This window comes from Streptomyces sp. NPDC031365 (assembly GCF_055569765.1).
In genome coordinates, this window is sequence record NZ_JBVIIM010000005.1 from 344,363 (window position 1) to 364,980 (window position 20,618).

Below are 20,618 nucleotides of genomic sequence, written 5' to 3' on the forward strand. Positions count from 1 at the left end.
AGACGCGGCGCCGCCCCCTGTGGGCGTACGGCGTCGCGCGGGTCGCTCTATATCCGCAGGAGCTGGAGTTCGGAGAGTGAGGGCGGAGCGCGACCGCCGTCGGGATCACTGCCTGCCGAAGAGGCAGGCACGTCCACCGCGCCGGCGCAGGCCGCCACATCGGGCAGGAGCACCGGTGCCACCACGGGGCCTCCGGCGACGGACGCCGAAACGCAGGTCGGATCGGCATGATCCGTGTGGCCCGAACAGCCACCCTCGCCGTGATCGCACGCGCCAGGCATCGACGCCATGACGTCCGCGTGCGCGACCGAGACCATCCGGTCATGCCCCGAGGCAGCGGAGACCTCCGGAATCGGTCCGAGGCCGTGCATGCCGAGCAGGCCCAGCAGCAGAGCGCACACGAGCAGCCCACCGGACCGCACCGTCGAGTGCGGTCGAGCGAGCTGTCCGAAGCGGGTCACGGCTTCATCGTACGCATAGATCAACAGCCTCTTGCATCGCGGAGGCCACGAGAGTAGACACGGAGACGTGATACCCACCCAGGGTATTACAGCTCCCGCCGGGAGGAACCATGTCCGACGTACTGACGACCGACTATTCCGTGTCCGGCATGACGTGCAGCCATTGCGAGAACGCCGTTAAGGAAGAGGTCTCGGCGCTCGACACCGTCGTCGACGTACAGGTCGACGTCCCCACGGGCCGCGTCACCGTGACGTCCACCACCCCGCTCGACGACACTCGGGTGCGTGAGGCGATCGACGAGGCGGGTTACGCACTCACAGGGCGGGCGTGACGTTTCACCTTGCACCGTAAGCCTGACCGAGCGGCCGTCTACTATGGCCTTGCGTACTCGGTGGCGAAAGGAAGTCAGGGCGATGCGACGGCTAGGAGATCTCGAGGCAGAGATCATGGATCGTCTCTGGACATGGAACCGTCCGGCGACCGTGCGCGACATAGTCGATGACATCAACAAGACCCGCCCCGTCGCGTACACCACGGTGATGACCGTCACCAACATCCTCTATTCCAAGGGCTGGCTGCTGCGGGGCAAGCAGGGTCGCGCCTGGCTGTACACACCCGTGCGCAGCCGCGAGGCGTACTCCGCCGCGCTCATGGAGGACGGTTTGGGAGAGAGCAAGGACCGTCGGACCGCGCTGGTCCACTTCGTCGAGAACATGTCCGAGGAAGAACAGGCCGCCCTGCGCAGGGCCCTGCGGAACGTGGGACGACAGGACAAGGCCGAGTCGTGAACGCGGCCCCGGCCCTGGTCGGCTACACGGCAGCGGTGGGGTTTGTCGCCCCGCACCTCATGCTGCGCGGCAGCTGGCAGCACCGGGCCCCCGCGCTGGCTGCAGCGGTGTGGCACGCCCTGGCGGTCTCCTTCTCGATCGGGGCCGCGCTCGCCGCGTACAGCCTGGCCATGCCGGCCGAGCACCTGCACGCGGGCCTGGTGGGCCTGCTGCACACCTGCGGAGTGGACGTGGGCACGGCTCAGCCCGATCCGAACATCGCGGACCGGCTTGCCGTCGGCGTCCCCGCCGCAATCGGGATCGCCCTGATCGCGAGCTTCGTCTTCCACGTCGTACGAGCCCGTCGGGTGCGGACAGAGCACCGGGATGCCGTCGACCTGGTGGGCCGCCACTCGGCCCGGCTCCGCGCCACCGTCCTGCCGTACGACGTGCCCGCCGCCTACTGCCTGCCCGGCCGTGATCCCCGGATCGTGATCAGCGACGCGGCCGTACGCGAACTGACGCCCGACCAGCTCGCCGCCGTACTGGAGCACGAGCAGGCCCACATCGCGGGTCGCCACCACCTGTTCCTGGCCGCCGTGGAAGCGTTCCACTCGGTGTTCCGGTGGCTGCCGCTGGCCCGCCACGCGCGGGAGCAGACGGCACTCCTGCTGGAGATGGTCGCGGACGACCGCGCACTGCGAAGCCACTCCCACGAGGTGCTGGCCACGGCGATGTACGAGATGGCCTCGGCCCGTACCCCGAAGGGCGCCTTGGCGGCGGGCGGCCAGAACGTCCTGATCCGCCTGAAGCGAGTCCTCGGCCCCCGCAAGGCCCCGCACCCCGCCCTGTGGGGTTCGGCGGCCGCCGCGGTCGTGACAGTGCCGCTGCTGCCGCTGCTGGTCGCCTGCCCGCCCGGACTCGCCTGACGCCAGGACATTCCAGCTCCGCGTGAGGCCGCTGTGACTCGGACTCACTTGCGATGCGTAATACGAAGCTACTAAGTTCTAACCCGCTCGATGATGCGGCGCTGGGCGGGGGCGAGTTCAACCCGCGCCCACCGTCGGGTCCACGGGAACAGTGCCGAAGCTGACTGGCGTCGCCCGACGACCAGAGCCCGTCGCTCGGTCCACAGACGCGCAGAGGAGTCACTCCACGATGGGAACGCACCGTCGGCCGAAGCCACCCAGCCGCGCCCGGATCGCCACGGTCGGCATGGCCGCCGGCGCCGTCAGCCTCCTGCCGACGCAGAGCCAGGCGGCCCCCAACCCCACCGTGGAGGAAGTGCGCAAGGAGGTGGAGCGGCTCTACGAGGAGGCTGAGGCCCCCACCGAGGAGTACAACGCCATCAGCGAGAAGCAGAAGAAGCTGCAGGGCGAGGTGGAAGGCGCACGGGACCGGCTGGCCCGCAAGCAGCAGGAGATCAACGAGCTGCGCGAGAAGATAGGCCCGCTGGCGGCCGCGCAGTACCGCAGCGGCGGCATCGATCCGAGCGTGCAGCTCTTCCTGTCCGGCGACCCGGACGACTACCTCGACAAGGCCCAGATGCTCGACCGTACGAGCAACCGGCAGGCCGAGGCCCTGAGCGCGATGCAGGCCAAGCAGCGCGAACTCACGCAGGAACGCCTGGCCGCCCAGACGCGTCTGAAGGCTCTGGAGGAGACGCGCACCAAGGCCGGCGAGAAGAAGGCCGAGGTCCAGGACAAGCTGGCGAAGGCGCGCAAGCTCCTCAACAGCCTGACCGCTGCCCAGCGCGCCAAGATGGAAGCCGACCAGGAGCGTGAGGACGCCGCCGCGGGCGCCAGCGACGCGCCGACCACCTACAACGGCCCGGCCAGCGGCCGCGGCAAGGTCGCGCTGGACTTCGCGTACGCGCAGCTCGGCAAGCCTTACGAGTGGGGCTCCACCGGTCCCAACTCCTACGACTGCTCGGGCCTGACCGGCGCCTCCTGGCGTGCGGCGGGCGTCTCGCTGCCGCGCACCGTCAAGCAGCAGTACGACGCCGGCCGGAAGGTGGCCAAGTCCGATCTGCAGCCGGGTGACATCATTTACTGGTACAACGACAACCAGCACAACGGTATGTACGTCGGGAACGGCAAGGCCATCCACGCGCCGCGCACGGGCAAGAACGTGGAGATCGTCCCGTTGGACTCCATGCCGTTCTTCGCCGCGAGCAGGCCCTGAGCACCAACCCCCGTACCACCACCCGAGGAACCACTGTGACCGCGCACCCGCCTGTCCGCCGCCCCCTGCTCGCCATCGCCGGCATCTCGATCGCCGCCTTGGTCCTCGCCGCCTGCGGAGGCGGTCCTCCCGACGCGGAGACGGCAGCAGACGCATCCGACTCGTCGGGGCCGCTGTCCCACGTGCACGGCTTGGGCGTCGATCCCGCTGACGGACGCGTCTACGTCGCCACCCACAGCGGCCTCTACACCGTGGCCAAGGGACAGGAGCCGAAGCTCGTCGGCGACCGCAAGGACGACTTCATGGGCTTCACCATCACCAGTGAGAACACCTTCATCGCCAGCGGACACGGCGCCCCGGGCAGCGACCGTCCCGGCAACGTCGGCCTGATCGAGACCAAGGACGCGGGCCGCACCTGGACGTCCCGGTCCCTGTCCGGGGAGGCCGACTTCCACTCCCTGGACTCGGCCAAGGGCACCGTCTACGGATACGAGGGCGGCCGGATCCGGGTCAGCAGCGACCTCAAGAACTGGGACGACCGGACGACGCTGGAGGCCCTCGACCTCGCGGTGAACCCCTCCGGGGACAAGCTGCTGGCCACCACGGCGGAGGGTGTCGTCACCAGCACGGATGGCGGCCGTACCTTCGGCAAGGGTGCCAAGCCGGTGCAGGCGTTTGTGTCCTGGCCCGCGGAGAAGTCCCTCTTCGGCATCGGCACGTCCGGGAAGCTGAGCAGCAGCGCGGACGGCGGTAAGACGTGGAAGGAGCTCACGACCGTGCCCGGCGGGCAGCCCCAGGCGCTGACCGCAGTGAACGCCGACCACGTCCTCGCGGCGACGATGACGGGTGTGTACGAGTCGCGGGACGGCGGCAAGACCTTCTCCGAGCTGGCGCCGCTTGCTTCTTGACCCGGCTTCGCAAAGCCGACAGACACATCCTCATCAGAAGCACGCATCTGCGGCCTCTCCTCCGCCGCCGGGCGCTCCAGGTCGCGGTGCGACAGATCGGGTGCGCGGTGTCATCCGTCGGAGTCGGGGCTCTGCTCGGGCGCCCCGAACATGGCGTCGCCGTTGAGATAGCGACCCGGGGAGGTACCGACAGTCCGCCGGAACGCCGCAAGGAAGGCGCTCGCAGTCGCGTACCCCACGGTGTGTGCAACACGGGACACAGGCTGGCCTTCGGCGAGGAGAGACAGCGCGGCACGCAGCCGCACATGAGTGCGCCAGCGATCGAAGTTCATGCCGGTGTCGTGGACGAACAGCCGTGTCAGGGTGCGCCTGCTCACCCCGACGGCCCGTGCGTGCGCATCTAGGCGACGCGGGTCCGCAGGGTCGGCGAGAAGTGTGTCGGCCACGGCACGCAGGCGGTCGTCGACGGGATACGGCACGTCGATGGGCGTGGTGGGCAGGGGGCGCAACAGGTCCAACACGACTGCCTCGGCCCGCAGCCGCGCGTCATCGGCGAGGTCCTCACGGGCAAGGTAAGCGATCAGGTGGGCCAGCAGCCCGTCTACGCCGACCGGCGTGGGCTCGGCCCAGTCCAGGCCGCAGCGGTCCGGTTCGAGATAGAGGCTGCACAGGACGGCGTCGCGGGTCGCACCGGTCCGGTGGACAACCCCCGCGGGCAACCACAACGCCCGGGTGGGCGGCAGGATCCAGTAGGCGTCGCCGACGGCGACACCGAGCACACCACGCCGAGTCCAGGCCAACTGGTGCTGCGGATGGCTGTGCTCGTCGAACCACTGCCCCGACGACAGCGGGAAGCTCCCAACGACGATCGCCCCTACCCCAGTTGGGGCCGCACACGCGACAGCCTCATCCATACGTCCCAGCGTATGTCCTCAATGCGATACGACCTGGCCTCGTAGCGCATCGCGGCCACATGGGACCGGTACATAGCCTCGCCTCATGCCGATCACTCATCAGCGCCACGAGCGCCGCCATCGCCGTACGAACGCGCCGGACAGGCCCACGACCGGATACCCGGCATGACCTCGGCACCGGCCCCGGCCGCAGGCGCCAACCGCCGTCTCCCCGCACTGATCGTCCTGTGCTTCGTGCAGTTCATGCTCGTCCTGGACGACACCGTGGTGAGCGTCGCGCTCCCCAGCATCCAGGACGATCTCGGCTTCAGCACCACAGGTCTGGCCTGGGTCGTCAACGCCTACTTCCTCGCCTTCGGCGGACTGCTGCTGCTGTCCGGCCGCGCGGCCGATCTGCTGGGCCGCCGACGTGTCTTCCTGGCCGGTGTCGCACTGTTCGGTGCGGCAAGCCTGGCCTGCGCGCTCGCCCAGGAACCCTGGCAGCTCGTGGCCGGACGGTTCGTCCAGGGTGCGGGCGCGGCCATGGCCAGCCCCGCCGCGCTGGCCCTGATCACTCTCCTGTTCCCCGGCCCTGAGGAGCGCGCCAAGGCGCTCGGCGTCTGGGGCGGCATCGCGGGTCTGGGTGGCACGCTGGGCCTGGTGATCTCCGGTGCGCTGACCGGTCTGGCGTCCTGGCGCTGGATCTTCCTCATCAACCTGCCAGTGGCCCTTTTCGCCCTCGCACTGCTCCCCCGCCTGGTCGCCGAGAGCCGGGCCAGCCACCGGGCACGCATCGACGTACCCGGTGCGGTGCTGGGCACCGGCGCGCTCATATCCCTGGTCTACGGCCTGCTCGAGACCGGGGAGTCGGGCTGGGGTGACGCGGCCTCCGTCGTCCCTCTGGTCCTTGCCGTCGTCCTGGCGGTCTCGTTCCTTGCGGTCGAGACACGTACCGCCGAGCCCCTCGTACCGCTGGGCTTCCTGGCCTCGCGGATCCGCGCCGTCGCCAACGGTACGACCCTGCTGTTCTCAGCCGCCTTCTATGCGATGGCCTTCCTACTGATGCTGCACCTGCAGACCGTTCTTCACTACGGTCCGCTCACGGCCGGCGTCGCCTACCTGCCCTACGGCGGCGGCATCCTCGCCGGCATGTGGCTCTCCTCCCGTGCGGTGGTCAGGCTCGGGATACGCCTGACGCTCGTCACAGGGTTTGTGACCAGCTCAGCCGGACTGCTCCTGTTGTCCGGCGTGGCAGCTGGCGACGGCTACGCGTCCGGAGTGCTGCCCGGCATGCTCGTCACGAGCCTCGGAGGCGGACTGAGCCTGCCCGCCATGACGATGGCCGCACTCACCGGCACCACTGGGGAGAACGCCGGCCTCGGCTCGGCGGTCCTGAGCTCGGTGCAACAAGTCGGCGGCGCCGTGGGGTTGGCGGCGCTGGTCACCCTGGCAGCACACCGCAGCAACGACCTGGCCGACTCCGCCACCCCGCAGCGCGCCGCGACGGAAGGCTTCTCGTTGGCGCTCACCGTCGCCGCAGCCCTCCTTATGCTCGGCGCCGGCCTCGTGGCCACTTTGCTCGGGAAGAAACAGCACGTGGGACACACGCTCGAGGCTCGCGAAACCCCCACAGAACAGGGATAGCGATCGTGCCTGCTCAATCCGGTGAGCGCCGCACACCTATCGAAGCGGCATCTGCCTGACCCTGCCCACCACTTCCTCGTATTCCTCGTACCGCTTCAGGAGACGGGCAGACCTGCTGCTTGGTCGCCTCGGGCTGCGGGCCGCCGCTGGACTCGCGGCTCGTGCTGCTTGCGCCATCCGTAACGTGTCAGGCCCCTCGGCTTGTACACCGACAGCGTGACCGCCACGAGCAGTACCAGCAGGGCAGCGGCGGCGTCGGCGAGCAACTGAATCCTCATCCCGACGAGATCGCCGCTGGACAGGTTCGTCCCGGCCGCGACATCGGCGACGTGGCCGACCACCTGCATGTGCACCAGCAGAAGAACGGTCGCAACAACGGTGATCAGCATCTTGAACAGGACCCAGTAGTGGCGGAACAGACCCCACGAGGTACCCAGGGCCTGGACAACCCCGGTGAGCAGCGAGGCGAGACTCAACGGGACCAGGACGAGCCAGCCGGTCAGCTCCATCGCGAGGTAGGCTCCGCCAACGGTCTGGGCGTTCTGACTGGTCAGCCCCACGACGGCGAGGGCGAGGAAGACGGCGACGGCACCGAGCCAGCCGACCGACGAAGTGACGTGCGCGGTGAGCGCGAACTTGCGGAGGCGAGGGTTCATGGTCATCGCGATCAGTGGTTCCCCATGCTGCCACCGAGCGTGTGCATGAGCACGAACGCCACGAGCAGGGCGGCTCCGGCGGCTATCGCCAGCGTCTTCGCCCAGCGCGGCATGCCGGGATGCGCCGCGGGACCAGGCCCATGACTTGCGGCGTCGGGGCGAGAAGGTGAGTCAGCCATGTGCGTGTTCCTCACAGTGCGTGGATGTCATACGGTTCGCGCCAGCCGCAGTTTACGAGACACGATGTCTACGATGTCAACCAGAGCGTATCGACATCGCCGCCACGTACACTGACCCAGTGCCGAAGCTGTGGAACGAGACGATCGAGGCGCACCGCCGCGCCGTACGCGACGCGATCCTGAACACCACCGCCGAGCTGGCCGCCGAGCACGGCCTGCGGTCGGTGACGATGTCGCAGATCGCCGAGAACACCGGCATCGGCCGGGCCACGCTCTACAAGTACTTCCCGGACGTCGAGGCGATCCTGCTCGCCTGGCACGACCGCCAGATCACCGAACACCTGGGACAGCTCGCGGAGGTCCGCGATAAGACCGACGAAGCCGGCGAACAACTCGAGGCGGTCCTGAGGGCGTTCGCTCACATCTCACGCCAGTCCCGCGGGCACCACGGCACCGAACTCTCCGCGCTCCTTCACCGGGACGAGCGCGTCGTCCGAGCGCAGCAGCAGCTCCACGGCATGATCCGGGACCTCCTGGCCGAGGGCGCGCAGACCGGCGCCTTCCGTGACGACATCGCACCCGACGAGCTGGCGACGTACTGCCTCCACGCCCTCACGGCCGCTACCGCCCTGCCTTCCGAAGCGGCGGCCGACCGGCTCGTCACGGTGACCCTGTCCGGGCTGCGCGAGGGGCACCTCACGTCGGATAACCAGAGGTCGGCGAGCCGGCAAGAGCACCATGGCCGCCGCGTAGGGCGCTCGGGCCACTGACTCGCTCCCTCGTCCCACGACCCCGCATCAGCCTGAGCAGCACCCTCGTCCAAGTTATTGCAATCCCTTTGCACCTAACTACTAAGCGCCATAGAGAATGGAGTGCGATGTAAGCACGACCCGGATCAAGGACACCACGATGACCGTTGCACCCCACCCCCAGCCGGGCCTCGTCCGGCGCGTGCGCGAAGCGCTCACCCCACGCGAATGGGCCCGGGCCGGCTTACTGGCCGCCGCGATCCTCGCCCTACACGTCATCGGCTGGGGCACACTGCTGTTCGTCGTCGTCCCGCAGCACTTCGACCTGGGCAGCCAAGGGGCGTTCGGCGTCGGCCTCGGCGTCACCGCATACATCCTCGGCATGCGGCACGCCTTCGACGCGGACCACATCGCCGCGATCGACAACACCACCCGCAAGCTGATCTCCGACGGGCAGCGCCCGCTCTCCGTGGGTTTCTGGTTCTCCCTCGGGCACTCGACCGTCGTCTTCCTGCTCGCCCTGCTCTTCGCGCTCGGCGTGCGCTCCCTCGCCGGGCCGGTGCAGGACGACGGCTCCGCGCTGCAACAGACGCTCGGCCTCATCGGCACCTCGGTCTCCGGCGTCTTCCTCTACGTCATCGCGGCCTTCAACCTCGTCGCGCTGATCGGCATCCTGCGTGTCTTCCGCCGGATGCGGGCCGGTAGCCACACCGAAGCCGACCTGGAGGCACAACTCACCGCCGGTGGCGGGCTGATGAGCCGCATCCTGGGTCGGGCGACGCGAGCCGTCGGCAAGCCCTGGCACATGTACCCGCTGGGCTTCCTGTTCGGTCTCGGCTTCGACACCGCCACCGAGGTCTCACTCCTCTTCCTGGCGGCGGGTGCGGCGGGCGCCGGCATCCCCTGGTACGCGATCCTCTGTCTGCCGGTGCTGTTCGCGGCCGGGATGAGCCTGCTCGACACGATCGACGGCTCGTTCATGAACTTCGCGTACTCCTGGGCCTTCTCCAACCCGGTCCGCAAGGTCTTCTACAACATCACCATCACCGGCCTGTCGGTCGCCGCCGCACTGCTCATCGGCACGGTCGAGCTGCTGTCGATCGCCGCGGAGAAGCTCTCCCTTCACGGCGCCTTCTGGAACTGGATCGGCGGCATCGACCTCAACAGCGTCGGGTACGCCGTCGTCCTGCTCTTCGTCGTCACCTGGGCCGCCGCTTTGCTGATCTGGCGTTACGGCCGCATCGAGGAGAAGTGGGCCCTCAGGCCCCGCATCGCAGAAGAGGACTGATCGACTCCGCACGGGACGGGGAATGCACACTGGCGCCGACGACGACTGAGGTGCACGCTCTGCCCCTATGATCCTGGATCCTTCCGTCTACGTAGTCGTCCAGACCTACGTACACGCCGTCGACACGGCCCTCCCGGGGCTGGTCCAAGGCCTCTACCTCGTGGGCTCCGTAGCGCTGCACGACTTCCATCCCGAGGCTAGCGACATCGACTTCGTGGCCGTCACGGCAGCTCCCCCGGACGACCGCCAACTCGCCGCTCTCGAGCGGGTTCACACGCACGTGGCGGACGCGTATGCCCGCCCCTACTTCGACGGCTCGTACGTCACCTGGGACGAGCTCGCCGCGGACCCGCTGCTGGCTGCGCCCGGTCCGCACGTCCACGAGCACAAGTTCAGCCGCACGTCCCACGGTGACCGCCACCCCGTGACCTGGCACACCCTGGCCGACCACGGCACCGCCCTGCGCGGGCCGCTCCCGGGCGACATCCACATCCATACCGACCGCGCCGGCCTCGCCGGATGGACGCGCGGGAATCTGGCCGACTACTGGCAACCCTGGTGGCGACGTGCGTCACGGCTTCCCTCTCCACTGGGCCTTGCCTGCTTGGGCAGTTGGGGACCGGCCTGGGGCGTCCTCGGCGTCAGCCGCCTGCACTACACCCTGACCACCGGCCGGATCACCTCCAAGCGGGGCGCCGGAGAGTACGCGCTCACACGGTTCGACGACCTCTGGGAGCGCATCATCGAGGAGTGCCTGCGCATCAGGTGCGGCACCCCCGAGAAGTCGCTGTACCGCAGCCCCTTGGAACGCCGCTCCCAGGCGCTCGCGTTCATCGACATGGCCATCCGCGATGCCCAGCAAAGTGCGCATAGCTCCTAAATACTTTCGTGGATAGGAGCGTGGTCCAGAATGCCGAATTTCGGCACCGCCTCCTCCACGCACTTCACCTCCTCACGCCATGGTGCGCATCCTCAAGACGCAGCAGCCCGGGCGCGGCACATCAGTGATCGACAGACACGTCCTCACTGCCTCCCTGACGCCGCGTTCCGGGCCCCGACCAGGATCTTCATCAGGGTGCTCTTGCCGGAGCCGTTCTCCCCGACCAGGCCGACCACTTCGCCGGCGGCCAGGGTGAGGTCCACGCCATTCAGCACCGGTATCCGGCGCGAGGCCGGCCACAGGCCGCGCCGGTAGGTCTTCTCGATCCCGGTTGCCTCCAGTGCCGCGCGGTCGGCGCTCGGCCGGGCTGGTTCTGTCGCGCTGATGTGCGGTGCATCGATCGGCTTGGGACCGCTGTTATGTGTTTCCCGCCGGTCCCGGCCGCTCACGGCCCGCTCCCGGGCCGGGATGCCGTCCATGCGTGCGGCGGCAGGTCGCCGAGGGTGTCGGCGTAGGCGTAGACCAGGGCGGCGGTGATGGTGGTGGCGCCCCACAGCCCCCAGGCTGCCGCGGACGCGTCAGCGGCAAGGAGCGCGGGAAGGGGAAGCAGGCTGGCCGCGAGGAGGACGGGGGCGGTGCGGTGGATGGAGCGGCCCAGGTGCGCGGCGTCGCGCCTCTGGCTCCGGGTGAGATGCACCGCGCACGCGGCGGTGGCCAGGACCCCGAGGACGATCAGAGTCCAGACGAGTGCTTCCATGCCAGGTCACCTCCGCGTGGCTGGTGAGCCGGGTCCGCGCGCGGACCCGGGGGTGCTGGGGGTGCCGTGCTTCGTGGCGGGCGGCGTCCTGTGGGGCTGCCTGGGCCAGAAGGCGGGGGTGCTGGCGGAGTAGGCGGTCCACCGCTCGCCGAACCGGTCTGCGACCTCGCGTTCCTCGCTGCGGGCGAGGCGGGCGTACACGTACACCAGGACCGCGAACATGATCAGGGTGGGGATGGTGGGCCACTGCAGCAGGAACCCGATCATGATGAGGAGGAAGCCGTCGTACTTCGGGTGGCGCACCCAGGCGTAGGGGCCGGTGGTGGCGAGGTGGTCGTGCTGGGCGGCCTCGTGCAGCACCTTCCAGGCGGCGGCGATCAGCCAGGTGCCGACACCGATGGCGACGTAGCTGGCGAGGTGGAAGGGGCTCAGGTGCGGATCGCCACCCCAGCCGGTCAGGTCGTTCCACAGGTGACCGCCTGCGTGGGTGTCCTTGAGCAGCGGGAACTGGTTGCCGAGCCAGCTGCCCTGCAGGTAGATGGTCAGCGGGGTGCCGTACATCTCGGTGAACAGCGCCACCAGGAACGCGCTGTAGGCGCCCATGGCCCGCCAGTCCCGCTTGGTTTTCGGGTGGAAGAAGCTGGCGGCGAAGACGATGAAGAGCAGGGTGGAGCACCACCAGCGGCCACAGGCCGTATGCGGCATCCGCACTCAGCGTCTTCCAGGGCGGCGCGCCGCCCCCGAAGGCGTGCCAGGGGAGGGCAGCTGGGCTCGTTCGGCATGATCAGGCGCGCGATGTCGTAGACCACGCCCGCCAGGATCAGCGTGCCGATCGAAATGGCTATCACGGCGCTCATGGCGTTCTCCTCGCCATGCCGTCGAGGCGGGGATCCGGCCGGTTACGGCCGGCCTCCGGGGTGCTGGTGCTGGTCGTGCTTGCGCAGCGGATCGCTCTGATCGGTGTGCTGGTCACCATCGCCGTGGCCGCCGTGCATGCCGCGCATCATGAAGAACATCATCAGCGGGCAGGCGACGACGATGGCGAGGAGGGCGAGGCTGCCCAGGGGCATGCCGAGCACCAGGGCGCCGACGAAGGCGATGGCGACGGCGATCGCGTACAGGCCGTAATTCCGGTTGTTCCTCATGGCGGGGCCTCCTCCTTGGGAGGGCGGGTCAGTGTTTGGTGAGGGGGCCCGAGGAGCGCAGGGCGGCCAGGCGCCGCTGGTAGTCCTCCTCGTCGATCTCGCCGCGGGCGAACCGCTCGGCGAGCAGCTGCTCGGGCGAGGGACCGGCCGGGCTGTGCGTGTGCTCGTGGGGGCGGCCCAGGGCCCGGAAGAGCAGGACGGCGGCGGTGATGATCAACGCCCAGAACAGGATCATGCTGGCCGACATCGCGAACCAGCCCCATCCGCTGACGTCGTGGTCGTACCAGAACATCATCACCATCACGTCCCCAGGTCACCCGAGCGGCGGGCGCAGGGCCCGCTGTCCGGCTCCGTTCTTGTGTTGCTTCCAGAGTCCTCCTGTTCTGGCCTGAGAGCACAGGGTCCACAGGTCCCGGGCGGTGGGGCCGGTCAGCCCTTACCTGGTTGGGGTAGCCGCGAGTGAGACTGGAGGGAGTGAACACGCAGGGAGGCCGATCCGTCATGGATGTTGCCGATGTCGTCGTGGTGGTCTCCGCGGCCGTGCTGATCGCCGGTCTGGGCTGGTTCTTCTTCGGCCCGCGCAGGGCCCGCACCGCGCTGATCGAGGGCGGGATGCAGCGGGTCGAAGTGATCGTCCGGGGTGGCTACAGCCCCGACGTCATCAAGGTCCGCCAAGGGGTGCCGGTGGAGCTGGTCTTCGACCGGCAGGAGAGCGGGGAATGCACCTCCCGGGTCGTCTTCCCCGACCTGCGGGTCAGCGCAGGGCTCCCGGCGTACGCACGTACCACCGTGCACCTCAGCCCGGATCAGACCGGTTCGTTCGGCTTCGCATGCGGGATGAACATGATCCACGGCACGCTGCTGGTCGAACCGGCCAGTGGCACGGATGCCGCCTCGGACGGTGGAGGCCGGACGGCGGCTGCCACCACGACTGCCGCTGGGCCGACGAGCAGTCTGCCGGGCGGCGAGGCCGCGGCAGCCGAGGCGGAGGCCGCAGAGTCCGCCGAGCGGCTCGCGGAGATCGCCGACCTGACCCGGCGGGTCGCCCTCGGCGCGGTGCTGACCGCCCCGGTGCTCTTCGCCGTCATGGCGCACGAACTCTTCGGCGCCGACTGGGTGCCTGGCTGGCTGCTGAACCACTGGCTGCAGCTGGCTCTGATCACGCCGGTGATGCTCTACACCGGCTGGCCGATTCACTGGACCGGCTGGCTCACCTTGCGCCACCGCGGCGCGGACATGAACTCCCTCATCACGCTGGGCACCATGGCCGCGTACGGATACAGCCTGATCGTCACGCTCGCCCCCTCCCTGCTGCCCGAGAACGTGCGTGAGGTGTACTTCGAAGCGGTCGGGGTGATTCTCACCCTGATCCTGCTCGGCAGGCTGTTGGAGGCGCGCGCCAAGGCCGGCACCGGTGAGGCCATCCGCGCGCTGCTCGGGCTGCAGGCCCGCACCGCCCGCGTGATCCGCGACGGCACCGGGACGGAGATCCCGGTGGAGGACGTGGCGGTCGGCGATGAGGTGCTGATCCGGCCCGGGGAGACGGTGCCGGTCGACGCGGAGGTGCTGTCGGGTTCCTCGGCGGTGGACGAGTCGATGGTCACCGGCGAGCCGATGCCGGTCACCAAACGCGCCGGGGACACGGTGATCGGGGCCACGGTCAACGGCACCGGATCCTTGCGGGTGCGCGCGAGCAAGGTCGGCGCCGACACCATGCTCGCGCAGATCGTCCGCCTGGTGCAGCAGGCCCAGGCGTCCAAGGCGCCCATCCAGCGGCTGGCCGACGCGGTCTCCGCCTACTTCGTGCCCGCCGTCATCGCCATCGCCATCGCCACCTTCGCGCTCTGGTACACGGTGGGACCGGCACCGGCACTCACCCTCGCGCTGGTCTCCGCAGTCGCCGTTCTGATCATCGCCTGCCCGTGCGCCCTGGGCCTGGCCACCCCGCTGTCGGTCATGGTCGGCACCGGCAAGGGCGCCCAGGCAGGCATCCTGATCCGCTCCGCCGAGGCGCTGGAAACCGCCCACAAGCTGGACACCGTGGTGCTGGACAAGACCGGCACCGTCACCGCCGGGAAGCCCGTGCTCACCGACGTGCACACGGCCGCAGACTTCCAGGAGAACGAACTGCTGGCCTTGGTCGCAGCGGCCGAGGCGGACAGCGAGCACCCGCTCGCGGCGGCGATCGTCGCCGGAGCCCGGGAACGCGGCCTCACCCCCCGTGCGGCGGGCGGCTTCGACTCGGTCACCGGCAAGGGCGTACAGGCCACCGTCCACGGCTGCGCCGTCCTGGTCGGCACCGCCAGGCTGCTCTCCGACGCCGGCATCGATACCACCGCGCTGGCCCCGGTCGCGGCCGAACTGTCCTCCCAGGGCAAGACCTCCGTACTCGCGGCCGTCGACGGCCGCGCGGCCGGAGTGCTCGCCGTCGCCGACACCGTCAAGGACGACTCCACCCAGGCCATCACAGCCCTGCAAAGGCTCGGCCTCGACGTGGTCATCCTCACCGGCGACAACGCCCGCACCGCCGCCGCGATCGCAGCCCAGGTCGGAGTGGACCGTGTCCTGGCCGAGGTGCTCCCCGAGCACAAGGCTGATGAGATCCGCCGCCTGCAGGGCGAGGGCCGCACGGTCGGCATGGTCGGCGACGGCATCAACGACGCGCCCGCCCTGGCCGCCGCCGACGTGGGCCTGGCGATCGGCACCGGCACCGACGTGGCCATCGAGGCCGCCGACATCACCCTCATCTCCGGCTCCCTGACCGGAGTCGTCACCGCCATCCGGCTCTCGCGGGCCACCATGCGCAACATCCGGCAGAACCTGTTCTTCGCCCTCGTCTACAACGCCGTCGGCGTCCCCCTCGCCGCCGGAGCCCTGTACCCGATCTGGGGCATCCGCCTCAGCCCGATCATCGCCGCCGCCGCCATGGCCCTGTCCTCCCTGTCGGTGGTCACCAACGCATCCCGCCTGCGCCGCTGGCACACCAGCCCGCTGCCGCCCGCCGCAGCGGCAGCGGTCGAACCAGGGGCCGAGATGCGGACGGAGATCCAGACCGACCACGCCCCCCAGCCCGCCACGGCACCGGAGAGCGAAGGCCCCAGCCACGACCATCAGCACGAGTCCGCCACCGCTGTCACAGATCCGGTGTGTGGCATGCAGATCAACCCGCAAACCGCCGCGGAGCGTCACGTGATGGACGCAGAGTGGTACTACTTCTGCTCCGCCGGATGCGCTGCCACCTTCTGCGCCGACCCGGACCGCTACCGGGCATCTGCTGCGCGAGGCACGCCACGAGGAGATGAGACCAGGTGACCACCATCTCCGGCCCCGCAGGTACTCCGGACCCGGCACCGGGCGCGGCCCCGCACGGCTACGCCGACCACAAGTCCGACCATCTCGCCCGGCTGCACAAGGTCGAGGGCCAGGTGCGCGGGGTGACCCGCATGGTCGACGACGACCGGTACTGCATCGACGTCCTCACCCAGATCAGCGCCGTCACCCGAGCCCTGCAGGAAGTCGCGCTCGGCCTGCTCGACGACCACGTGCGGCACTGCGTGACCGACGCCGCCCGCTCGGACCCGGCCGCGGGCGAGGCCAAGCTCGGCGAACTCGCCCTCTCCCTGCGCCGCACACTACGCCTGTGACCGCCTCCGCGACCCAAAGGCCAGACAAACCCCGCGGGGGTATATTGGGCGAGTGGGCGAGCTCCCACCCACGGGGCTCGGAGAACAGAAGCCCGGGCGGAGGCGATGGCGACACAGTCAGCCCGCGCGGGCGCCGTGCGCTGAGTGCGCGGCGTGGTCATCGCCCTGTGCGCCGCCCTGGCCGTGCTGGTCCACCATGAGACCGCCGCGATCGCCGAAACCTCCGCGCCCTCCGCCCCGCATGCCGGGCACGTAATGCCGGGCATGGCGTCCTGGTCCGCCGACGCGATGCCGATGAGTTCTGCCGCCGGCCACACGGACGTGCCCGGCGCGAGTCCGTCCGCGCACAGTTCTCCCCACAGCGCCTACGCCACCCCAGGCATGCAGCACTGCACCACTCCGGGCGTCGAGGTGGTCAAGCTCGCTGTGCCGCCGCGGGGGCTTGCCGGGCAGTCGTCAAACCCGTATGAGGCCCAATCCGGCCCGGTGTCCGCCGCGACGATCGGCCGCGCGCCACCTGACCTGTCGGTCCTCTCCCAGCTGCGCATCTAGGCCGCGCCCACGGCACCTGTGTGCCGTCTTGCGTCCGCGACCCCACATGCAGCTCGAACAAGGGGACTCACATCGTGAACAGCATCAACCGCCGCTCCGTCCTGCTCGCCGGACTCGGCGCCGCAGGCGCGGGCACGCTCGCCGCCTGCACCAACTCCACCAGCGCCACCCCCACCCTGGTCAGCCCCTCCGGCTCCGCCGTAGCCACCGCCGAGAAGAAGCGGACCGGCACCGGCAGGCAGCACAAGATCACACTCACCGCAGTGCCCGCCACGGTCGACCTCGGCGGCGGCATCAGAGCCAAGACCTGGACCTTCGACGGCCGCACGCCCGGCAAGGAGGTCCGGCTCTCCGCCGGAGACACCCTGGCCGCCGAACTCGCCAACCAGCTACCGGGCAAGACCACCACCTCGCTCCACTGGCACGGCATCGCCCTGCGCAACGACATGGACGGCGTCCCCCGGCCACCCAGACCGCCGTACGCGCCGGGAGCACCTTCACCTACCGGTTCATCGCTGATGCCCCGGGCACGTACTTCTTCCACCCGCACGTCGGCGTCCAGCTCGACCGCGGCCTGTGCGCGCCGCTGATCGTGGAGGACCCGCGCGAGCCGCTGGCGTACGACGACGAATGGGTGGTCGTCCTCGACGACTGGGTCGACGGCGTCACCGGCACCCCCGACGAGGTCTTCGCCGAACTCAAGCAGGGCATGGGCAGCATGGACACGGGCGGTGCCTCCGGCTCGGGCATGGAGGGCCACGACATGCACAACATGGGAGGCATGGGTGAGGATGCGGCGTCCCCGTCCCCGTCCCCGTCCTCCTCGTCGGGCGGTATGTCGTCGAGGTTCATGCTCATGGGCGCCGAGAGCGACCTGCTCGGCGGCGACGCCGGTGATGTGAAGTACCCGTACCACCTGGTCAACGGCCGTATTCCGGCCGACCCGCACGTCTACACCGGCAAGCTCGGCCACAAGGTGCGGCTGCGGATCATCAACGCCGGCTCCGACACCGCCTACCGGGTCGCGCTCGGCGGCCACCGGCTGACCGTCACACCCACACCGACGGCTTCCCGGTCCAGCACCAGCAGGTGGACGCCCTGCTCATCGGTATGGGCGAACGCTACGACGTCCTGGTCACCCTCGGCGACGGCGTCTTCCCCCTGGTCGCCGCGGCCGAGGGCAAGAACACCGGCGGCCTGGCTCTGGTCCGTACGGGATCCGGCCGCGCACCGTCGGCGTCCGTACGGCCGAAGGAACTCGACGGCCTGATCATGACCGCCTCCCAGCTCCGCGCGGCCGACGACGTGCGCCTCAAGTCCGCCAGGACCGACGTCACGCACCAGATCAAGCTCACCGGCGGCATGATGCACTACAACTGGGCCATCAACGGCAAGCCCTTCGACATGGCCAACCCGGATGCCAACCCGATCCTGATGGAAGAGGGCCAGCGGGTGCGGCTGGACTTCATCAACGACACCACCATGTGGCACCCGATGCACCTGCACGGCCACACCTACCAACTCGGCGACCTGGGCCCGCGCAAGGACACCGTGACCGTCCTGCCGAAGAAGGAACTGTCCGTCTTCTTCGACTGCGACAACCCCTGCCAGTGGATGCTGCACTGCCACAACGCCTACCACGGCGAGGCCGGGATGATGGCAATCGTGGCTTACCAGGCATGACCTCGGGGTTGGGTGGCATGCGGAGTGCTTGCGTGCCACCCAACCACCGTCGCCGGGGAACGCGGCCGAGAGATGCGAGCAGTGCCCGAGCGGTGGCGCCCGGCGCCCTGGAACCGCGAGAGGCAGGTCATCGGAACGGTGTGGGGGCGGACGCCCCTGCCGCCGGCCGGTCAATCTTTCCGGTTCCAGATGAAAGGCAGTGTGCCGCAGCGCTCGGCGAACGCGGGCCCTTCGGCTTCCCTGCGGCCCGCAGGCGAGCGATCCTGGAGGCATGGAGATCGAAGTCCTGGTCGTGCCCGGCTGCCCCAACGAGCAGACCGTCGCCGACCAACTGCGGCGGGCGCTCGACGACATCGGGCTGTGCGAGACCGGGTTCACCACGCGCGTGATCGCCGACCAGACCGAGGCCGAGCGCGACGGCTTCACCGGCTCCCCGACCATCCTCGTCGACGGGCGCGACCTGTTCACCGAGCCGGGCCGCCCGCCAGGGCTGGCCTGCCGGGTCTACCGCACCCCCCAGGGCCTTGCCGGCGCGCCCGACGCCGGTCATCTGCGACGGGCCCTCACAGCCGTGGCCGACGCCTCCCCGCGCTGAGCGACACGTCCCTCCACATTTTCCCCGGGCACTCCCTTCGGGGTTCGCGTTGGCTGGGGAGGGCCGCAGCGCGGCCCAGGCGCACCCGTCAGAAGGTGGCCGCAGGTTCACAGGCCGGGGGCGCCCCAGAGCGGGAACCAGCGGGTCAGGTCCTCCTCGACGCGCAGGTCGTCCTTGAGTGTGGCCTTGACCTGGAGTTCCAGCGGGCTGTCGCGTTTGTGGCCGGGCAGCGGAGCGAACGGGTAGAAGGTGCCGCGCTTGTAGAGGTAGACCAGCGCGAGGGGGCGCAGTTCGGCGTCGTGGAACGTGACCAGGGAGCAAAGGAGTTGCGGGCCGAAGCCGCTGTCCTCCAGGGCGGTGTTCACCGCGTGCAGGTCGCTCACGAGGGCGGGCAGGTCGCCGGGGTCGCGACGGGAGAGCAGCCACGAGTACCCGTAGGAGTCACGGCTGAACTCCACTGGAGTACCGCCCCGTTGGGAGTCGGCGTCCAGCAGGGCCCGTACCTCCTGCTGGACTTGGGCGAAGGCCCCGCCCTCGATGGCGGCGAAGCACACCGAGCCCGCTCCGGTCGGGGTGAGGCCGCTGGCGGCGTGGAGGGTGATCGCCGCCGAGGGCAGGCCGAAGAGCTGGTCCAGGTCGGGCTTGACCGGCTTGGTCCGGCCGAGCAGGACGTCCAGGAAACCCACGGGTCTTCAGCTCCTTCTCGTCACGCGTCGTCCCCCGGTTTCCCGCCCGCCTCGCCCAGCTCCACGGAGATCTCCGCGAGCGCCTCGATGCGGCGTTCCAGGCTGGGGTGGGTGGAGAACATGCCGGCCAGCGCGCTGCCGGGGCCCAGAGCGGGGGCGAAGAAGAACGCGTTGAACGCCTGGGCGGTGCGCAGATCCTTCGTCGGGATACGGGCGATGTCGCCGCTGACCTTGGTCAGCGCCGACGCGAGCACGGAGGGCTTGCCGGTGAGCATGGCCGCGGCGCGGTCGGCGGCCAGTTCGCGATAGCGGGACAGCGCCCGGATCAGCAGGAAGCTGAGGCCGTAGACGAGCGCGGAGACTCCCATGACGATCGCGAGCAGGGCGGCGGTGTTCTGGTCGCGGCTGCGTCCGCCGAACAGCTGGGAGTAGAAGGCGAAGCGGACGATGAGTCCGGCGATCACGCCCAGGAACGAGGCGATGGTGATCACCGCGACGTCTCGGTGTGCGACGTGGGAGAGCTCGTGGGCGAGGACGCCTTCGAGTTCCTCGGTCGTCAGACGGCGCTGGAGCCCGGTGGTGACGCAGATGACGGCGTGGTCGGCGTTGCGGCCGGTGGCGAACGCGTTGGGCAGGTCCATCTCCGAGATGGCCACCCGGGGTTTGGGCATGTCCGCGGTGGCGCACAGCCGGTCGATGACCCCGTGCAGCTCGGGCTGTTCCTCCGCGGTGACGAGGTGGCCGTGCATGGCGTAAAGGGCGATCCGGTCGGAGAACCAGAACTGTGCGCCGAGCAGTCCGGCGGCGATCACGACCACCACGACGACGGACTTGAGCAGCACGATCAGCGCGGCGATGAACGCCACGTACACCAGCCCGAGCAGGAACATCGTGACCATCATGCGGGCGGTCAGCTGCCGGTCGGGCTCGAAGCGGCTTCGCATCG

General features: G+C 69.6%; 24 protein-coding genes and 1 pseudogene. 14 read left to right on the forward strand and 11 right to left on the reverse strand.

Annotation, left to right across the window (positions count from 1 at the left end; translation table 11 throughout):
• Nucleotides 1-47: 47 nt before the first annotated feature.
• Nucleotides 48-461: a DUF6153 family protein gene (locus ACZ5C2_RS11670; RefSeq protein WP_246531969.1), complete on the reverse strand. Its 414-nt coding sequence runs from the start codon at nucleotides 459-461 to the stop codon at nucleotides 48-50.
• A gap of 110 nt (nucleotides 462-571) precedes the next feature.
• Here ACZ5C2_RS11670 and ACZ5C2_RS11675 point away from each other — a divergent pair, with 110 nt between their 5' ends.
• The 5 genes from ACZ5C2_RS11675 (at nucleotide 572) to ACZ5C2_RS11695 (ending at nucleotide 4,321) form a co-directional block, all read left to right on the forward strand.
• Nucleotides 572-793, forward strand: a complete 222-nt coding sequence (locus tag ACZ5C2_RS11675) for a heavy-metal-associated domain-containing protein (RefSeq protein WP_189909553.1) — start codon at nucleotides 572-574, stop codon at nucleotides 791-793.
• Between the two features lie 82 nt (nucleotides 794-875).
• Nucleotides 876-1,250: a BlaI/MecI/CopY family transcriptional regulator gene (locus tag ACZ5C2_RS11680; protein WP_266403023.1), complete on the forward strand. Its 375-nt coding sequence runs from the start codon at nucleotides 876-878 to the stop codon at nucleotides 1,248-1,250.
• Complete coding sequence (locus tag ACZ5C2_RS11685; RefSeq protein WP_189909555.1) at nucleotides 1,247-2,158, forward strand: M56 family metallopeptidase; 912 nt, start codon at nucleotides 1,247-1,249, stop codon at nucleotides 2,156-2,158. Before ACZ5C2_RS11680 ends, ACZ5C2_RS11685 begins: the two co-directional genes overlap by 4 nt.
• Before the next feature lie 229 nt (nucleotides 2,159-2,387).
• Nucleotides 2,388-3,413 carry a C40 family peptidase gene (locus ACZ5C2_RS11690; protein ID WP_189909556.1) on the forward strand — a complete coding sequence of 342 codons (1,026 nt, stop codon included), beginning with the start codon at nucleotides 2,388-2,390 and terminating at the stop codon, nucleotides 3,411-3,413.
• A 35-nt stretch (nucleotides 3,414-3,448) separates the two neighbouring features.
• Nucleotides 3,449-4,321 carry a F510_1955 family glycosylhydrolase gene (locus tag ACZ5C2_RS11695; RefSeq protein WP_189909557.1) on the forward strand — a complete coding sequence of 291 codons (873 nt, stop codon included), beginning with the start codon at nucleotides 3,449-3,451 and terminating at the stop codon, nucleotides 4,319-4,321.
• Between the two features lie 110 nt (nucleotides 4,322-4,431).
• Here ACZ5C2_RS11695 and ACZ5C2_RS11700 read toward each other — a convergent pair whose 3' ends face one another.
• Entirely contained in the window at nucleotides 4,432-5,235 is an 804-nt protein-coding gene (locus tag ACZ5C2_RS11700) for an AraC family transcriptional regulator (RefSeq protein WP_189909558.1), read from the reverse strand.
• A gap of 165 nt (nucleotides 5,236-5,400) precedes the next feature.
• On the opposite strand from ACZ5C2_RS11700, the gene ACZ5C2_RS11705 reads away from it, so the two are divergent.
• Entirely contained in the window at nucleotides 5,401-6,858 is a 1,458-nt protein-coding gene (locus tag ACZ5C2_RS11705; protein ID WP_189909559.1) for an MFS transporter, read from the forward strand.
• A 95-nt stretch (nucleotides 6,859-6,953) separates the two neighbouring features.
• Here the strand turns inward: ACZ5C2_RS11705 and ACZ5C2_RS11710 are convergent, their stop codons facing one another.
• Nucleotides 6,954-7,520 (reverse strand): hypothetical protein, encoded by a 567-nt coding sequence (locus tag ACZ5C2_RS11710; protein WP_189909560.1) that lies wholly within the window; start codon nucleotides 7,518-7,520, stop codon nucleotides 6,954-6,956.
• Between the two features lie 5 nt (nucleotides 7,521-7,525).
• Complete coding sequence (locus tag ACZ5C2_RS11715) at nucleotides 7,526-7,693, reverse strand: hypothetical protein (protein ID WP_189909561.1); 168 nt, start codon at nucleotides 7,691-7,693, stop codon at nucleotides 7,526-7,528.
• A gap of 119 nt (nucleotides 7,694-7,812) precedes the next feature.
• Here ACZ5C2_RS11715 and ACZ5C2_RS11720 point away from each other — a divergent pair, with 119 nt between their 5' ends.
• The 3 genes from ACZ5C2_RS11720 (at nucleotide 7,813) to ACZ5C2_RS11730 (ending at nucleotide 10,610) form a co-directional block, all read left to right on the forward strand.
• Nucleotides 7,813-8,463 (forward strand): TetR/AcrR family transcriptional regulator, encoded by a 651-nt coding sequence (locus ACZ5C2_RS11720; RefSeq protein ID WP_189909562.1) that lies wholly within the window; start codon nucleotides 7,813-7,815, stop codon nucleotides 8,461-8,463.
• Between the two features lie 139 nt (nucleotides 8,464-8,602).
• Nucleotides 8,603-9,730, forward strand: a complete 1,128-nt coding sequence (gene nicT / locus ACZ5C2_RS11725) for a Nickel transporter NicT (RefSeq protein ID WP_189909563.1) — start codon at nucleotides 8,603-8,605, stop codon at nucleotides 9,728-9,730.
• A 67-nt stretch (nucleotides 9,731-9,797) separates the two neighbouring features.
• Nucleotides 9,798-10,610: an aminoglycoside adenylyltransferase domain-containing protein gene (locus ACZ5C2_RS11730; protein WP_189909564.1), complete on the forward strand. Its 813-nt coding sequence runs from the start codon at nucleotides 9,798-9,800 to the stop codon at nucleotides 10,608-10,610.
• 143 nt (nucleotides 10,611-10,753) lie between these two features.
• Here the strand turns inward: ACZ5C2_RS11730 and ACZ5C2_RS11735 are convergent, their stop codons facing one another.
• From ACZ5C2_RS11735 to ACZ5C2_RS11755, 5 genes are all read right to left on the reverse strand, one after another.
• Nucleotides 10,754-11,059 (reverse strand): ATP-binding cassette domain-containing protein, encoded by a 306-nt coding sequence (locus ACZ5C2_RS11735; protein WP_266403014.1) that lies wholly within the window; start codon nucleotides 11,057-11,059, stop codon nucleotides 10,754-10,756.
• Nucleotides 11,056-11,367, reverse strand: a complete 312-nt coding sequence (locus tag ACZ5C2_RS11740; RefSeq protein WP_189909566.1) for a hypothetical protein — start codon at nucleotides 11,365-11,367, stop codon at nucleotides 11,056-11,058. Before ACZ5C2_RS11740 ends, ACZ5C2_RS11735 begins: the two co-directional genes overlap by 4 nt.
• Before the next feature lie 6 nt (nucleotides 11,368-11,373).
• Entirely contained in the window at nucleotides 11,374-12,072 is a 699-nt protein-coding gene (locus ACZ5C2_RS11745; RefSeq protein ID WP_266403011.1) for a methyltransferase family protein, read from the reverse strand.
• Between the two features lie 194 nt (nucleotides 12,073-12,266).
• Nucleotides 12,267-12,512, reverse strand: a complete 246-nt coding sequence (locus tag ACZ5C2_RS11750) for a DUF2933 domain-containing protein (RefSeq protein ID WP_189909567.1) — start codon at nucleotides 12,510-12,512, stop codon at nucleotides 12,267-12,269.
• 28 nt (nucleotides 12,513-12,540) lie between these two features.
• On the reverse strand, nucleotides 12,541-12,807 hold the full coding sequence (locus tag ACZ5C2_RS11755; protein WP_189909712.1) for an SHOCT domain-containing protein: 267 nt from the start codon (nucleotides 12,805-12,807) through the stop codon (nucleotides 12,541-12,543).
• 206 nt (nucleotides 12,808-13,013) lie between these two features.
• Here ACZ5C2_RS11755 and ACZ5C2_RS11760 point away from each other — a divergent pair, with 206 nt between their 5' ends.
• From ACZ5C2_RS11760 to ACZ5C2_RS11780, 5 genes and pseudogenes are all read left to right on the forward strand, one after another.
• Nucleotides 13,014-15,824 (forward strand): heavy metal translocating P-type ATPase, encoded by a 2,811-nt coding sequence (locus ACZ5C2_RS11760; protein ID WP_189909568.1) that lies wholly within the window; start codon nucleotides 13,014-13,016, stop codon nucleotides 15,822-15,824.
• The gene (locus ACZ5C2_RS11765) at nucleotides 15,821-16,156 is read left to right on the forward strand and encodes a metal-sensitive transcriptional regulator (RefSeq protein ID WP_246531970.1); all 336 of its coding nucleotides are present in this window, start codon (nucleotides 15,821-15,823) and stop codon (nucleotides 16,154-16,156) included. The genes ACZ5C2_RS11760 and ACZ5C2_RS11765 overlap by 4 nt, the downstream gene beginning before the upstream one ends.
• A 144-nt stretch (nucleotides 16,157-16,300) precedes the next feature.
• Nucleotides 16,301-16,708, forward strand: a complete 408-nt coding sequence (locus tag ACZ5C2_RS11770; protein ID WP_468789120.1) for a hypothetical protein — start codon at nucleotides 16,301-16,303, stop codon at nucleotides 16,706-16,708.
• Nucleotides 16,709-16,782: 74 nt separating this feature from the next.
• Nucleotides 16,783-18,391 (forward strand): annotated as a pseudogene (locus tag ACZ5C2_RS11775) (multicopper oxidase family protein).
• Between the two features lie 271 nt (nucleotides 18,392-18,662).
• On the forward strand, nucleotides 18,663-18,986 hold the full coding sequence (locus ACZ5C2_RS11780; protein ID WP_189909569.1) for a DsbA family protein: 324 nt from the start codon (nucleotides 18,663-18,665) through the stop codon (nucleotides 18,984-18,986).
• A gap of 107 nt (nucleotides 18,987-19,093) precedes the next feature.
• On the opposite strand, the gene pspAB is transcribed toward ACZ5C2_RS11780, so the two are convergent.
• Together pspAB and htpX are read right to left on the reverse strand one after the other, a co-directional pair.
• On the reverse strand, nucleotides 19,094-19,672 hold the full coding sequence (gene pspAB, locus ACZ5C2_RS11785; RefSeq protein WP_189909570.1) for a PspA-associated protein PspAB: 579 nt from the start codon (nucleotides 19,670-19,672) through the stop codon (nucleotides 19,094-19,096).
• 20 nt (nucleotides 19,673-19,692) lie between these two features.
• Nucleotides 19,693-20,616 carry a zinc metalloprotease HtpX gene (gene htpX, locus ACZ5C2_RS11790; protein ID WP_189909714.1) on the reverse strand — a complete coding sequence of 308 codons (924 nt, stop codon included), beginning with the start codon at nucleotides 20,614-20,616 and terminating at the stop codon, nucleotides 19,693-19,695.
• Nucleotides 20,617-20,618: the final 2 nt, after the last annotated feature.

Coding starts and splice junctions, on each gene's coding strand:
- ACZ5C2_RS11675 (WP_189909553.1), top strand. CDS start 572: ATGTCCGACGTACTGACGACCGACTATTCCGTGTCCGGCATGACGTGC.
- ACZ5C2_RS11680 (WP_266403023.1), top strand. CDS start 876: ATGCGACGGCTAGGAGATCTCGAGGCAGAGATCATGGATCGTCTCTGG.
- ACZ5C2_RS11690 (WP_189909556.1), top strand. CDS start 2,388: ATGGGAACGCACCGTCGGCCGAAGCCACCCAGCCGCGCCCGGATCGCC.
- ACZ5C2_RS11700 (WP_189909558.1), bottom strand. CDS start 5,235: ATGGATGAGGCTGTCGCGTGTGCGGCCCCAACTGGGGTAGGGGCGATC.
- ACZ5C2_RS11705 (WP_189909559.1), top strand. CDS start 5,401: ATGACCTCGGCACCGGCCCCGGCCGCAGGCGCCAACCGCCGTCTCCCC.
- ACZ5C2_RS11710 (WP_189909560.1), bottom strand. CDS start 7,520: ATGACCATGAACCCTCGCCTCCGCAAGTTCGCGCTCACCGCGCACGTC.
- ACZ5C2_RS11715 (WP_189909561.1), bottom strand. CDS start 7,693: ATGGCTGACTCACCTTCTCGCCCCGACGCCGCAAGTCATGGGCCTGGT.
- nicT (WP_189909563.1), top strand. CDS start 8,603: ATGACCGTTGCACCCCACCCCCAGCCGGGCCTCGTCCGGCGCGTGCGC.
- ACZ5C2_RS11730 (WP_189909564.1), top strand. CDS start 9,798: ATGATCCTGGATCCTTCCGTCTACGTAGTCGTCCAGACCTACGTACAC.
- ACZ5C2_RS11740 (WP_189909566.1), bottom strand. CDS start 11,367: ATGGAAGCACTCGTCTGGACTCTGATCGTCCTCGGGGTCCTGGCCACC.
- ACZ5C2_RS11745 (WP_266403011.1), bottom strand. CDS start 12,072: ATGCCGCATACGGCCTGTGGCCGCTGGTGGTGCTCCACCCTGCTCTTC.
- ACZ5C2_RS11750 (WP_189909567.1), bottom strand. CDS start 12,512: ATGAGGAACAACCGGAATTACGGCCTGTACGCGATCGCCGTCGCCATC.
- ACZ5C2_RS11755 (WP_189909712.1), bottom strand. CDS start 12,807: ATGATGTTCTGGTACGACCACGACGTCAGCGGATGGGGCTGGTTCGCG.
- ACZ5C2_RS11760 (WP_189909568.1), top strand. CDS start 13,014: ATGGATGTTGCCGATGTCGTCGTGGTGGTCTCCGCGGCCGTGCTGATC.
- ACZ5C2_RS11780 (WP_189909569.1), top strand. CDS start 18,663: ATGGAGATCGAAGTCCTGGTCGTGCCCGGCTGCCCCAACGAGCAGACC.
- htpX (WP_189909714.1), bottom strand. CDS start 20,616: ATGCGAAGCCGCTTCGAGCCCGACCGGCAGCTGACCGCCCGCATGATG.